Source organism: Paenibacillus sp. OK060 (genome assembly GCF_900101205.1).
Classification (GTDB): domain Bacteria; phylum Bacillota; class Bacilli; order Paenibacillales; family Paenibacillaceae; genus Paenibacillus; species Paenibacillus marchantiae.
Genome location: NZ_FNFR01000003.1, coordinates 656,368 through 669,694, shown reverse-complemented (window position 1 = coordinate 669,694; position 13,327 = coordinate 656,368). Strand labels below are relative to the sequence as shown.

At 45.6% G+C, this 13,327-nt stretch carries 15 protein-coding genes; 12 read left to right on the top strand and 3 right to left on the bottom strand.

Going from position 1 to position 13,327, the window contains the following annotated elements; all coding sequences use genetic code 11:
- Positions 1 to 144 precede the first annotated feature (144 nt).
- Genes BLS14_RS14645 through BLS14_RS14630 form a run of 4 tightly spaced genes read left to right on the top strand, consistent with a single transcriptional unit; the run spans position 145 to position 2,846 of the window.
- Positions 145 to 741, top strand: coding sequence for a TetR/AcrR family transcriptional regulator (locus BLS14_RS14645; RefSeq protein ID WP_090809328.1), 597 nt, complete (start codon positions 145 to 147; stop codon positions 739 to 741).
- A 25-nt stretch (positions 742 to 766) separates the two neighbouring features.
- Positions 767 to 1,135 carry a DUF4180 domain-containing protein gene (locus BLS14_RS14640; RefSeq protein WP_090952541.1) on the top strand — a complete coding sequence of 123 codons (369 nt, stop codon included), beginning with the start codon at positions 767 to 769 and terminating at the stop codon, positions 1,133 to 1,135.
- Between the two features lie 52 nt (positions 1,136 to 1,187).
- Positions 1,188 to 1,670, top strand: a complete 483-nt coding sequence (locus BLS14_RS14635) for an SRPBCC family protein (protein WP_090952538.1) — start codon at positions 1,188 to 1,190, stop codon at positions 1,668 to 1,670.
- Between the two features lie 51 nt (positions 1,671 to 1,721).
- Positions 1,722 to 2,846: an SGNH/GDSL hydrolase family protein gene (locus BLS14_RS14630; protein WP_090952536.1), complete on the top strand. Its 1,125-nt coding sequence runs from the start codon at positions 1,722 to 1,724 to the stop codon at positions 2,844 to 2,846.
- Positions 2,847 to 2,954: 108 nt separating this feature from the next.
- Here BLS14_RS14630 and BLS14_RS14625 read toward each other — a convergent pair whose 3' ends face one another.
- The gene (locus BLS14_RS14625; RefSeq protein ID WP_371121634.1) at positions 2,955 to 3,488 is read right to left on the bottom strand and encodes a dihydrofolate reductase family protein; all 534 of its coding nucleotides are present in this window, start codon (positions 3,486 to 3,488) and stop codon (positions 2,955 to 2,957) included.
- 74 nt (positions 3,489 to 3,562) lie between these two features.
- On the opposite strand from BLS14_RS14625, the gene BLS14_RS14620 reads away from it, so the two are divergent.
- The 5 genes from BLS14_RS14620 to BLS14_RS14600 all read left to right on the top strand — a co-directional run bounded on the left by BLS14_RS14620 (position 3,563) and on the right by BLS14_RS14600 (position 7,101).
- Positions 3,563 to 4,462, top strand: coding sequence for a helix-turn-helix transcriptional regulator (locus tag BLS14_RS14620; protein ID WP_090952533.1), 900 nt, complete (start codon positions 3,563 to 3,565; stop codon positions 4,460 to 4,462).
- Between the two features lie 259 nt (positions 4,463 to 4,721).
- Complete coding sequence (locus tag BLS14_RS14615; protein ID WP_063565824.1) at positions 4,722 to 4,988, top strand: CD3324 family protein; 267 nt, start codon at positions 4,722 to 4,724, stop codon at positions 4,986 to 4,988.
- A gap of 159 nt (positions 4,989 to 5,147) precedes the next feature.
- Positions 5,148 to 5,693 (top strand): GNAT family N-acetyltransferase, encoded by a 546-nt coding sequence (locus BLS14_RS14610; RefSeq protein WP_090952530.1) that lies wholly within the window; start codon positions 5,148 to 5,150, stop codon positions 5,691 to 5,693.
- A gap of 244 nt (positions 5,694 to 5,937) precedes the next feature.
- Positions 5,938 to 6,495: a class I SAM-dependent methyltransferase gene (locus BLS14_RS14605; protein WP_090952527.1), complete on the top strand. Its 558-nt coding sequence runs from the start codon at positions 5,938 to 5,940 to the stop codon at positions 6,493 to 6,495.
- Between the two features lie 27 nt (positions 6,496 to 6,522).
- On the top strand, positions 6,523 to 7,101 hold the full coding sequence (locus tag BLS14_RS14600; RefSeq protein WP_090952524.1) for a hypothetical protein: 579 nt from the start codon (positions 6,523 to 6,525) through the stop codon (positions 7,099 to 7,101).
- Between the two features lie 244 nt (positions 7,102 to 7,345).
- Here BLS14_RS14600 and BLS14_RS14595 read toward each other — a convergent pair whose 3' ends face one another.
- Both BLS14_RS14595 and BLS14_RS14590 read right to left on the bottom strand, forming a co-directional pair.
- On the bottom strand, positions 7,346 to 9,163 hold the full coding sequence (locus BLS14_RS14595) for an AbfB domain-containing protein (protein ID WP_256336490.1): 1,818 nt from the start codon (positions 9,161 to 9,163) through the stop codon (positions 7,346 to 7,348).
- A gap of 287 nt (positions 9,164 to 9,450) precedes the next feature.
- On the bottom strand, positions 9,451 to 10,896 hold the full coding sequence (locus BLS14_RS14590; RefSeq protein ID WP_063565829.1) for a DEAD/DEAH box helicase: 1,446 nt from the start codon (positions 10,894 to 10,896) through the stop codon (positions 9,451 to 9,453).
- 426 nt (positions 10,897 to 11,322) lie between these two features.
- Here BLS14_RS14590 and BLS14_RS32605 point away from each other — a divergent pair, with 426 nt between their 5' ends.
- The 3 genes from BLS14_RS32605 (at position 11,323) to BLS14_RS14575 (ending at position 13,256) form a co-directional block, all read left to right on the top strand.
- Positions 11,323 to 11,463 (top strand): hypothetical protein, encoded by a 141-nt coding sequence (locus BLS14_RS32605; RefSeq protein ID WP_157258564.1) that lies wholly within the window; start codon positions 11,323 to 11,325, stop codon positions 11,461 to 11,463.
- Between the two features lie 125 nt (positions 11,464 to 11,588).
- Positions 11,589 to 12,527 carry a macrolide 2'-phosphotransferase gene (locus tag BLS14_RS14580; RefSeq protein ID WP_090952519.1) on the top strand — a complete coding sequence of 313 codons (939 nt, stop codon included), beginning with the start codon at positions 11,589 to 11,591 and terminating at the stop codon, positions 12,525 to 12,527.
- Between the two features lie 36 nt (positions 12,528 to 12,563).
- Positions 12,564 to 13,256, top strand: coding sequence for a hypothetical protein (locus tag BLS14_RS14575; RefSeq protein ID WP_090952517.1), 693 nt, complete (start codon positions 12,564 to 12,566; stop codon positions 13,254 to 13,256).
- The last annotated feature ends 71 nt before the right edge of the window (positions 13,257 to 13,327 follow it).

The window sequence follows — 13,327 nt, the reverse complement described above, 5'->3', positions numbered from 1 at the left end:
AAATAACATAAACCGTGCTTCTCATGCAACATCCTTGATTTTTTGTTTTCATGTACAGCATACGTATGAATGCGTGCTTGTATTAAGCCATAGGCGTATGATATTTTAAGACCAATCGGTATGAATGGAAACGGAGGGAGCATTGTGCGCAAAGGCCAAATCACCAAAGAACATATTATTCGTGAATCGGCAGCACTTTTTAACACGAAGGGATATACCGGTGCCTCCCTGTCTGAAATTATAGAACGTTGCGGCGTTCGCAAGGGCGGGATTTATAATCATTTTGAAAGTAAAGATGAGATAGCACTGGCTGCTTTTGATTACTCGGTATCACAGATGCTGCAATTCCACTCACAGGCTCTTAAAGGCGTCACAAGTTCCAAAGACAAACTACTAGCCATATGCGGCGTTTATATTGATATGATGGAAAACAATACGCTGGAAGGGGGATGCCCCCTACTAAATACTGCGGTTGAAAGTGATGATGCACACCCTTTGCTGAAAGAAAGGGCACAGCATGCCATGACCAATCTGCTGAATGAGCTGACACAGGTCCTTATTCAGGGTACGGAGCAAAAGGAATTCAGGGCAGATATTGCACTGGAGGAAGTGAGCAGCAACATCATCGCCATTATTGAGGGAGGCGTTATGTTAAGCAAGCTTTATGAAGATAGCAAGTATATCCGGCATGCCGTACTTCATATCACTCAATTTATGGATGACCGAATATTAATCCAATAATGTAATAAGGGGAAGGTGGGTTAAAATGAATATAATCATTGATCAACAGGGCAGCTCCAAGGTTGCCATCATCGAAAGTAATGACGTCGTTATTAACAATGTTCAAGACGCTCTTGATCTGATGGCCTCCGTGAACTACACAGATGACGCTCATAAAATCTTGATTGATAAATCCAACCTCACCGAAGATTTCTTCGAATTGAAGACCAAACTTGCAGGTGATATTTTGCAGAAATATGTGAATTACCAGGTTAAACTTGCCATAGTCGGAGATTTTGACGGATACAACAGCAAAAGCCTCAGAGACTTCATCTATGAGTGTAACCATGGCAAGCATGTTTTATTTTTGAAAAACAAAGAGGAAGCACTTCAGGCTTTGCATAATATCGATTAATTTCATATTTAGAGTGGTAAGTCATGATCTATCCTTATGGAGGAGGTACATTATGATTGCAGATTTGAAGCGAGTACCGAATGGCACCCTGGCTTGTTTTGAACGTCATTGGAAGCACGCTGTGGAGGATGTATGGTCCTTTTTGACGGAAAACGAAAAGCTTGCAAAATGGTTCTCCGAACTCGAAGTAACGGATCTTCGGGAAGGTGGAAGCATCAAGTTTAATATGCCGGATGGTACCTTTAAGGAACTCAACATTATCGAGCTTATCCCTGGCTCTGTTCTCGAATATACCTGGGCAGAAGACCGGGTTCGGTTTGAGCTATATCCAGAGCCGAATGGATGTCGTCTGCTGCTGCTCGAAACCATCCATCACATCACAAGCCATACACCTAAAGATTTAGCGGGGTGGCATGTCTGCCTGAACGTCATTGAGGCATTACTGGATGGTCGTACCTTGGAATCTCGTGAAGCAGAATGGAAAATCTGGTACAAGCAATACCAGAAGCATGTAGACGATTTTCTCAAAATCTAGTCATATGAGAGTGCCCTGTTGGGGCAATAATTATGCGGGAGGAAATACATCGTGAAGGCTAATGAGAAATTACAAACGTACGCGTTGTCTGATGTCAGCAATCTCAAAGTACATGGCAGAACGACAGGACAACGGTCGCCCTTAACCTTATTTTGGACCGGAAGCGCGGTTGAACTTCATGTAAAAGGCTCTGAGTTGTGGGTAGAAATCGAGTCTGATTATGACCTGTATGAACCTTGGATCAGCATTCTGATTAACGGTGTCCCGGTGAGCAGACAGATGTTAATAGCGGGAAAGTATTGGATCTGTGTATTCCGAGGCATGAACGAGAATGTGGTGAAAAATGTACGCATCGTCAAAGATGTACAGGCCATGAATGGAGATCCGGGCTGTTCCTTGCAGATTCATGCGGTGAAATCAGATGGTGTCTTCGTGCCTGTAGAGGAAAAACCGTACAAGATTGAATTTATTGGCGACAGTATTACATCTGGAGAAGGTGCGATCGGGGCCAAAGCGGAAGAGGATTGGATTCCGATGTGGTTCAGTGCCATACATAATTATACGGCCATGACAGCAGAAGCGCTGAATGCAGAATACCGCGTCATCTCCCAGAGCGGCTGGGGTGTGCTGACGAGTTGGGATAACAATCCGAATGCCAATATACCTGATTATTACGAGCAAGTCTGTGGATTGGTGACCGGAGATAAGAACGCAGCACTTGGCGCAGGGGACAAGCATGATTTTAATTCCTGGCAGCCGGATGTAGTGGTGATTAATCTGGGAAGCAATGATGGAGGAGCCTTTCAGACACCAGAATGGAAGGACCCCGTTACTGGAAAGGTCTACAAGCAACGCCTGAACGAAGATGGGACTTACCATGAAGAGGATCTGGCTGCTTTTGAGAATGCCGTGACCAGATTCCTAGATCGACTTCGAAAAAATAATCCAGAAGCGCATCTCGTATGGGCATACGGCATGCTTGGATTCCCCATGATGCCAGCGATTTATCGTGCTGTTGACGCTTATACGAAACAGGCTGGAGATACGAAAGTCTCGGTGATACAGCTTCCCAATACGACCGAGGAGACGGTAGGCGCCAGGAGTCATCCGGGTGAGATATCTCATCGAAGGACTGCTGATGCGTTAGCGGAATATCTAAAGGGAATTTTAAAATAATTTTAATTTACATTTGAAATCGGAAGAGCCAGACCTCTCTTGAATTAGAGGGGCATGGCTCTTCTTTTGGTACACCTTATACATCGGGTGGAGATGTTTATACTACAATTAATTCCCTTGTACCTGATAGCGGATCGAAATGATCTGCCCCAGCGTTTGTGTATGAATCATTTTGAAATGGGTTGGTACCGTCCCTGTTGGAAATAGGGGGATTCCTTGGCCAAGGATTTTTGGAATAATGGCAATCTCAACCTCATCGAGCAGTTGTTGTTCCAGAACGGATTGCACCAGCTGGCCTCCGCCAACAATCCAAATGTCACCGCTGGAGTCTTGCTTCAATCGGGTAATCAGGTTCTCCACAGCCTCGTCCGTAAATTGTACATGTGGTGCAGGGGCTTGTTTGGAACGGGAAATTACATACGTCGGGCGATCCGCATAGGGGAAATCCTCTGACAGCTTGAGCACCTCTTCATACGTAAGACGTCCCATAACCACCGATCCAATCGTTGAATAGAACTCGCCATACCCGTTATCGGCGCCATCGCCTTCCACATCGAACAGCCAATCCACCGAACCATCCGGTCTTGCAATGTATCCATCCAGACTCATCGCAATATATAACACAACTTTATGGTTAGACATATCAATCGCTCCCTTCTGAAATGTATGATACACTCCAACTATGACAAATGTTGACGTAGTTAGGCGGGGTGAACATGAATAATCGAAAACTCGCATTGATGCGACTCATGGATTCGAGAAAGAAATTTACGGCTCGTGAATTGGCGGAGCGTTTTCAGGTGTCGATTCGTACGATCCAGCGAGATCTGAATGATCTGCAGGAGTTGGGCTTTCCTTTGTATACGGAGGTCGGAGTGAACGGGGGATACCGAGTGCTTCCTAATCGGATTTTGCCACCTCTTCAACTTACACAGCATGAGGCGTTGGGTTTGTTTATGATGATTGAATATTTGGAGAACGTCCCGGATTTTCCGTATGGATCGATACGTGAGCATCTCGCCGTGGAGTATTATTCAACTTTACCTCAGGATGTACAGGATCTGATTACACGGATGAGGCAGCACGTTACGTTCCTTCAACATCATGCTGTACAGGTCGAGGCAGTAACAACAGAGATATTAGGCGCGGCAGTAGATCAAAGAGAGATTGAATTTATATATCATTCCCGGCAGGGACATAAAAAAGTACAGGTCTTCCCCATCGGCATCTATTACGATCACGGGTATTGGTATATGCCGGCCAGGAGGAAGGATCGGGTGCTGTTGTATCGGGTGGATCGCATGCAGGAGCTGGTTATGCTGGATTCTATCGACGAGTTGGTTCCTAGTTTGAAAGAGTGGCTGAATTATAAGGAAAATAGAAAAAGCGTAGAAGTGGTGCTGCAATTCACGGATTTTGGGGCGAGACTGGCAGGATCAGATGTACTGTTCAAGTCGGTTGAAGGGAATGAATGGCGAGGACTAGTTCCGTATGAGGAGTTTCCTTTTACAGCGAGGAAGCTGCTCTCCTATGGGCCTGAAGTGAAGGTGATTGAGCCTCTGGAGCTGCAACAACAAGTGAGAGAGATGCTGGAACGGAGTTTGAATCAGTATTGAATGTTGTAAAAGGATATCGTGTTCTCATATGGAACATATAAGAGTACCATGAAAGTAACTTAGAATGGGGGGCTACCATGATTCAATTTATAAGAAGTTTCACGATCCGCTCTATGCAGAGTCCATGCGATGAACAACGGCGGTTGTTTGTATAGAGCTTGAAATCTATTTCCGCCACACCACTATAATGCGTATAACAAGTGTTCATCGGTTGACTCTGCTGCCTTAAAGATCTTAACTTTTAAGGAGCGGAGCAAATATGAAATATATTAACGCAGACACGATCTTTCCGGAATCATTGCTAAAGGAGATCCAGCGTCATATCCCTGGTGGAATGGTGTACATCCCCAAACCCAAGGAAACCCATCAAAAGTGGGGCGAGAATTCGGGCAGCCGGATGATTTTGAAGCAAAGGAACGATGAGATCCGCCAGCTCTTTGCTGCGGGCATGTCCATCGACCAACTCACAGAACAATTTTGTTTGTCCATCGATAGTATCAAGAAAATTGTATATTCCAAAAAGTGATTAAAGGATTAGAGCTGCATTCGAGAAATCGAATGTGGCTTTTTGTGCAGGGATTAGTTTAAATGGTTTGCTGCCTATATTGTGCGAAAGAAGACCCATACAATGAGAATATAGAACGGTTACTAACAAAACATTACGTCAGCTGGGGGGGGAGCCAAAATGAAAATTGACTTACAGTTAGCGCATAACAATGAGGCATATATCATCAAAAACATGTATCCTCTCTACCTTCATGATTTATCCGGACATTATGGGCTGAAAACAGAACACACTCCGAATCAACATGGGATATTTGAAATGGGTGATGATTATAAAACGTTGCAAGATCAATATGATGTCCAGAACATATGGTGGGAAAAACCGAATGTCCTCTATGCATTTTTGATTAGAGTAGATGGCGTACCAGCAGGTTTTATATTTGTTGCTACTGCGCCGCATTGTTCGGCAGAGACGGATTTCTTTGTACATGAATTCTTTCTAATGCAGCCATTCAGAGGTGTGGGGATTGCAGAGCACGCTGCAAAAGAGGTTTTCCAGAGGTATCGGGGCCGGTGGGAGTTGTTCACGAATCCTTCGGAGAAAAATAAAGTAGGTCAACACTTTTGGCGAAAAACTGTATCGAACTATACCCAGGGAAACTATGTGGAGCTTCAGGAACAAACGCATGATGGAGAAAAGTTGATCTTCAGATTTTCAAACCGTTAATCGTTATTTTAGATAATATATTTGATTATATCTAAGGGCCTAAAAAGTAATCTGGTAGGCTCTTTTTTTGTTTGTGGATATTTCTACGCTTTTAACCGGCAGCATTCGCAAGGTTTGTCCTTCCGGAATATGATATAGCATGCCAAGGTCGCAAATCTTCATTATTCTTCTTAGTTTCATCGACTGCTTCTTCAGATATGAATTCTATACGGATCTCAGAAATCAACTTAGGGGGTCGGACAGCATGGAATGGTTATCCTTTTTGAAGCAATACATCCAGGGTCCCCGATGGATTGGAGCAATTGCCCCCAGCTCAAAATATCTAGCAGCAAAAATGGTGAAAGACATCGAATTTGACCGTGCATCATGCATTGTGGAGTATGGGCCGGGCACGGGGGTGTTTACGGAAATGCTGCTTGCGAACATGCAGCCAGGGACGGTTCTGATCCTGATTGAAAACAACGCCCGCTTCTGCCGGCTACTTCGCAAAAAGTACGGTCATCTTCCGAATGTACACATCATTCACGATTCTGCCGTGCATGTCGATCAGCACTTACGACAATATGGACTCGACAAGGTTGATTACATTGTATCCGGACTGCCTTTTGCGAGTCTGCCTGCGGAGGTATCACTGGACATTTTAGCTAAATCAAGGCAATATTTGAAGAAAGATGGCAAGTTCATTACTTTTCAGTACACGTTACTCAAACGGGGATTGCTCAAGCAATTTTTCGAAAACGTAAGCATGACAAGGGTGTACCGTAACCTGCCGCCCGCTTATGTATTTAGCTGTAGTCGATAACAAGAACGCACAGGATGGAGGATGATTTTGCGTAAATTAAATTATATCATCGGAACAGTTACTCTGATGTCTATCATAATGATGGGGTGTAACGAGGCCAAAAAAACCGAAAATATTCAAGAGTCAGCTCCATCTTCAACTAGTCAGTTGAGTATATTGACGAACCAAAAGGCATCGGCCCAGGAAGAGCAGCAGGCTCTTGAAATGACCTTGGATTATAAAAAGGCGGAGTTTGCAGTGGATAACACGAAGGGTGAAGAATTATTAACCGTAGAAAATGTGCTAGCCAAGAAAGAGATTTTGAAGCCCTTCCTGACTGAACGGAATCTTGAAAGAAATAGCATGGGCTTACCATTCCAGGTGGCAGACAAAGAAGATGCGTCACTGCATGCTGAAGATATAAAGGCGAAGATGAAAGAAAGTAAAAATGATTGGATGCTTGTGGAGTACACACTGAATTTAGTATTTACGAATTATGATGGAGAAGAAACGAAGACCATTCCGTTAGAAGGGGAGATTACCTTTTTACAGGAACAAGGAGAATGGCGTATTCAGGACGACACATACAATATGAAAGAAATCTTGGATATCGTCAATAAGCTATAATAATTCATTTAGAGTCTGTGAGTCCTGTGCGTTGAGTACTCCCCATTGCATATTTCCTCGAGAATCGGCATCAGGCTCTGCCCCCTGAGTGTTAAGGAATACTTTACCTAGATACGCCCCTTCAAGTAGGTACACACCAATCATAAATTTTATACAGCAAAAGAGGCCACGTCTTCAGTATGAGATCTGAAGAAGCGGCCTTTTTTCGAGATGTGGATGCTCATTCTCATCTCCGATCGCTAAACTAAAAATCGGTTCGCCCAAACGTGGCGTCACCCTTCACCGTTGTGCTGCTGGAAGCATTGATGGCATCCAGCTGCAATACGTAGTCGTAATGTCGGATGTAATATCCGGGCTGGCTGTACGACTGGAGGGATACTTTGGAGCTGTCAGCCCAGCCGGGGCTGCTCAGGAATGTGGCATCTCCTTTATAGGTGGCGGTATCCGTGTATGCCTCAAGTACGATTTTGTTGCTGGCGTTGCGCTTCAGGAAGTAGCCAGGAAAGTTGATAGACTCCAGTGAGATGTCTGTAGAGCTGGCCAAGCCGGGTACGACGCGGAACTGGGAATCCAGTACAGGTGAGACGTTGGTGTCGATCCGTGCAGTGAAGTTGGAATGACGGATGTACCGATCCGGATAATTGAAGGAGCTGAAACGGCTGTAATTCGTCGCATCAGGTGTTGCTGGGCCTAACATTTTGACCTCATGCAGGGTTGGGGTGTACCAGTTACCCGGATTGTTCCACAGGACAGCGTTGACCATATTGATACGTACATACCGGGCGGTAAAATGAACAGCGTCGGTCGTAAATCCATAGGTGGTGTTGCTGGTTCGATCCAGCGTGGAGTAGTTGACGCCATCGTTGCTGATCTCAATTTTGTACTTATAATAGCCTTCCGATCCTTTATACATAAACCAGGAGATATCGATCTCCGTGATGGTCTTCGGTGCGCCGAAATCGACCTGCCACCAGGCTGGCCAAGTATTGGACGATGCTGCCCAAGAAGTCTGATAGTTGCCGTCATTAACATTGGATGCAGTTGAGCCAGAGGCTGTGGAGATGGCGGTAGCTGTTTTGCCTTGGGCGTGATTAACAAGAGAAGGTGGCGATACCGTGCCTGTTACAGCATCGATATTCCACTCTTTGTACCATTCCAGTGAGGCGGTTCCATTTGAATCGTTCAAGGTTAAAGGAAGCCAGATATGCTTATGTTCACCGAGATTAAGTGGATTCCAGCGGTCGCCCATATAAATATAGGATGTGGTGTTGCTGCCTGTAATCGTGGCAATATCATGGATCTGGGAGCCAAAGGCCGATGGATTGCCATAAGGTGTAAGAGCGGACCACGTGCCTGTCATGGACGATGCGGTTGCATACGCGCCCTGATTCGGATACCAGCCAGCAGCCTGGGAGGTGAAGAGGTAGTAACGATTTCCTTTTTTTACAACGGCAGGAGCTTCGCGATAGGCATTCTCGAATTGCCAACCCACAAAGGATTCCACACCGGTATAGCTGGCGTTCATTTTGAAAATAGCCATGGTATCATTGGCCCCGCCATTCTTGCGGGAAGCTGTGATCAGATAACCTGTACCGTCTGTATTTACGAAAACAGTCATGTCGCGTGACTCGTAATCCAAAGGTCGAAAACTTCCCTCATACGTGAATTTTCCGTTCGGTGTACTGCTGGTCGCTACCGCAACCCGCCCTAGATTGTAATCAGTACCGTTCTCGTAATGCGCCCATAGCACATACTGTTTCGTGGAGGCATTGTAGATGACTTTGGGACGTTCAATTTTGCTGGAGGCTAGCTCGGTGGCCGAATCCTTGGTCAGTATGGCATTGCTGAACGTCCAGTTCTTCAGATCGGTTGAAGTATAGACATTAACGCTGTCAAACTTACCGCTGACCGCATGCTCTCCGTACCAATAATACGTGCTGCCGACTTTCAGAATGTTTCCGCTATTGGCCTGAATGGGGTTGCCTGCGGTATCCAGCCAATCGGAACCGTTGGTGATGGTCACACTTGCCGCGCTGGTCCGTTCTGGAAGAACACCAAACATGGTTAGCGTGAGCGCGAAGACCAGAAACCAGACTGCTTTCCTGTTGCCCATTACGTACACCTCCTAATATCGGTCCTTTGTGAAGCGTTTACATATTTAGTGTAATAAAAATGGAATCTTGTACAAGTGAACAATGTGTACCCTGATGAACAAATGGAACTTTATCCTGAATATAGCGGCGATAGCGAGTAATTTACCTCATTCAATATATAAAAAAGGGATCGTAGACTTATAAAATAAGCTACGATCCCTTTTTGAATAACACTCTATTTAAACAGATTCAAAATCTATTTATGACCTTTGCGAACCTTGAGCTGCATCTTCTTAATCGTTGTATTCTGCATGAGCTCCAGTACGAGTGGGCCTTTGCCGTTCAGGATCTCTACATCCGTCACATTATCCAGAATCGTAATGATCCCGATGTCGTCTGCAGTGACGCCTTCAAGCTTGGCGATGGTGCCTACAAAGTCTACCGCACGGAGTTTCTTTTTCTTACCTCCGTTGAAGTTCAACTTCATGATCTGTTGGTTCAACTGTTCACGCTTGTCCTTTTTGCGTTCAGGCACGATCTTCAAACGCTTCTCGAACTCTTCCCGACGACGGTCAACAGCTTCCTCGGAAGGAGCTTTCACGACAGGAATGGCAAATCCGATATACGATTCGATCTCGGCCAGACGTCTGCCATCCTTCGGGGTAACCAAGGTAAAGGCTTTACCTGTTTTACCAGCGCGACCCGTACGACCTGTACGGTGCACATAGCCTTCTTTTTCCAAAGGAATATCGTAGTTGATGACATGGGTAATATTCGTGATATCAATCCCGCGTGCGGCAACATCCGTTGCAATCAGATAACGGAATTGTCCTCTTCTGAATGCATTCATTACTTCGATGCGCTCATCTTGTTCCATGCCTCCGTGGATACGATCGGCTGGATAATCGAGGTCAGCCATGACACGGAACAGTTTATCCACGTTCTCCTGCGTACGACAGAACACGATACAGCTATCTGGATTTTCAACAATAAACAGGTCCTGAAGCAGCGCCGTTTTGTTCACCTCTGGCACGTGAATGACTGCATGTTCAATCGTGGCTGTGGTAAGACCACTTGCCTTGATCTCAATCTCGACCGGATTGTTCATGTATTTGCGCGACAGCTTGGCTACATCTTCAGGGAACGTAGCGGAAAATAACATCGTTACTCGCTCGCTAGGCAGAGCTTGAATAATGGATTGAACCGTCTCGATGAAGCCCATATTCAGCATCTCATCGGCTTCGTCAATGACAAGGTATGAGATCCGATCCAGTGGCAGGGTGCCACGTTCGATATGGTCCAATACCCGTCCGGGTGTGCCTACAGCGACATGCGTTCTTTGTTTTAACTCAGCTTTCTGAACATGAAAAGGGGACTGACCGTATAATGCGGTTGCTTTAATACGCTTAAAGCGTCCGATATTGGTAATGTCTTCGTTCACTTGCAAAGCCAGCTCGCGGGTTGGCGTGAGAATCAAAGCCTGCGGTTTATTTTCGTTCCAATCTACCAGCTCACAGACTGGAATGCCGTAGGCGGCTGTTTTCCCGCTGCCTGTTTGGGATTTGACCACAAGATCTTTATTTTCAAGGGCTACTGGAATAACTTTAGTTTGAACCTCAGTTGGGGTTTCATAGCCCAGGCTATCCAGCGCTTTTACAATTTCTTCGCCAAGTCCATAATCTTTAAATTGTTGCTTACTCATCGTTAACCTCTTTTACGTTAGTTTTGAATACAAGAGCATATTGCATAATTCCTTAAAGCGACTTATACACGGGAGCGTTTGGAATCGAATTATGCAATATGCTTATATACAAGCATTGCACCGTACATTTATCGTATACCTCTTCATTATACTCTATATGCAGGTAGGTTAACGGAGTAATTCACAATGATGTTTAAATCGTATGATGCAAACCAACTCTTTCTGAACTCCAGTCCCATAATTCTACGGCACGTTCGGGGCTGTAGGATTCCTCGGAAGAAGGCTCCATCCAAAGGGACAGTTACGGTTTCTGAGTCAACAAAGTTCCTACACATCGCTGAAAAAATAACAAAAAACCACCATTTAAGCTGGAATCAAAAAATGGAATATGTTAACATATGGGTGACTTACGGAACGGAGGGATACGTGTGGCAAATTTTATCCGATGGAGATAGTATGGCGAAACGTTTGTTTGCGCTTGCTGTGTTTCTGCCTGTGTGCAGCTCATCGGGATCGGTTTGCCTATTTACACGTATGCCGCTAGTCATTAAAGAAACACTCGTTTAGAGTGGTTCTTTAGTGTACTACTATTTTTCTGCGAGCACTCAGGTACACCCAATATCCGAAATGAACTGCACAGGCATGGATGTCTGTGTTTTTTTATTTTATTGAGGTAAAGGGGAAATCCTGAAATGACAAAATCGAACGTGAATGAGCAGTTTGAATTTCAAAAGGAACTAAAATCTTTAGCTGCACAGAACGGGCTTCATATTGCTGAGGAATCCATGAAAATTAACGAGTCAGGTATGGACTTTCGGGTAGCGTTTGCCACCGATGGACAGGGACAACAGTGGATACTGCGCCAGCCACGGCGTGAGGATGTATGGGAGCGGGCTGAAAATGAGCGCAAGGTGCTGGAGGTTGTAAAAAGCCATCTTCCGGTAGAGGTACCGGAGTGGCGGATTTGTACGCCGGAACTGATCGCTTATCCTTTACTTGATGGAGAACCGATTGCGGTCGTCGATCCGGCAGGGGGAGGGTACGCATGGCGATTTCCACAGGAAAGCTTATCCGATAATTTCTTCGATTCGCTCGCTGCTACCCTTGCCGCATTGCACAACATTGATCCTGATGAGGCGGTAAAGGGCGGAGTGCGCAGCAAGACGCCTACAGAAGCTCGTAAAGCTTTTGCAGCCAATATTGAGGGGATTAAACAAAGCTTTGAGGTGCCAGATCAACTGGCCAAGCGTTGGGAAGCTTGGCTGACAACGGACAGCTATTGGCCTGAGCACTTCACGTTCAACCACGGTGATCTGCACCCACAGCACATTATCGTCGACGATGCCCAGCGGGTTACCGGACTGATTGATTGGACTGAGGCGGAGATTGCCGATCCGGGCAAGGATTTTGTTATCTATTATGCGCTCTTCGAAGAGGAAGGCTTGCGGGATTTGCTCAATCGCTATGAGAAGGCAGGGGGAAGGGTGTGGCCTCGGATGTTGGAGCATATTCGAGAACAGTGGGCGGCATACCCGGCAATTGTGGCACAGTTTGCGTTAATCACTGGGGAAGAATCCAATATGGAAATGGCGAGAGGCATGCTTGCAAGCTGGGATGTCAAGAGGGATTAATATAAGGTGAGAAAACGCTAGGGAGGAGAAGGATGCGTGACACATCTTCGTGTAGTGTGTTGGTTGTTTGCAATCACGTTAACAGTCGGTCTATTGGGTTGCTCGGCCCCTTTTTCTAACTCGGATGATGAATCAGTTTTTTTAGATGTTCTCTCCCCAGAACGGTTACAGGAACTGAGGGAGGACTACACATTATCGCCACAGTCTCTCGTGACTCCATGGATGAAAAAAGTGACCTTTAGAGAAATCATGGACTTCTCAGATGCAGTTGTTGTGGCAGAGGTTGTGAACGTCCTGCCGAATCTCAGTATGGTGTTGACCACTGAATCAGATACACCTGAACGCAAAATGGCAGAAAAGCAGGAGAATACGGGAATGACTCCCTACGAAGCTGAGTTCGTCTCTTACAAAGTAAAGGTTCACGAAGTGATTGTAGGAGGAGATGTAGCCAAGGAGACGTTTCTGTTCTATAACGCAGCGTTTGCGGCGCTCGAGCCTAAACTTATGCCTGGTCAGAGAATAGTTACAGCGATCAATAAGGGAGTAGGGTCCGAGCAACATGGAGGTTATTTCTTCTCTCGTTATGGTATGTACTATATCGTCGATGGGGATTATGTCCTTTCTGCCTATGAGGGGTTCTCGAACGAGGCGCTTGAATTCACCAAACAAATGAATGGAATCAGGCTGGAGCAGTTTGTGAAAAGGGTGCGAAGCTTAGAGCAGGAGTAAGTGAACACGTAACATACGGCTCTAAAATCCAAAAAAAAGTAAAAGACCTCTTCCACATGCATTGTGGAGGA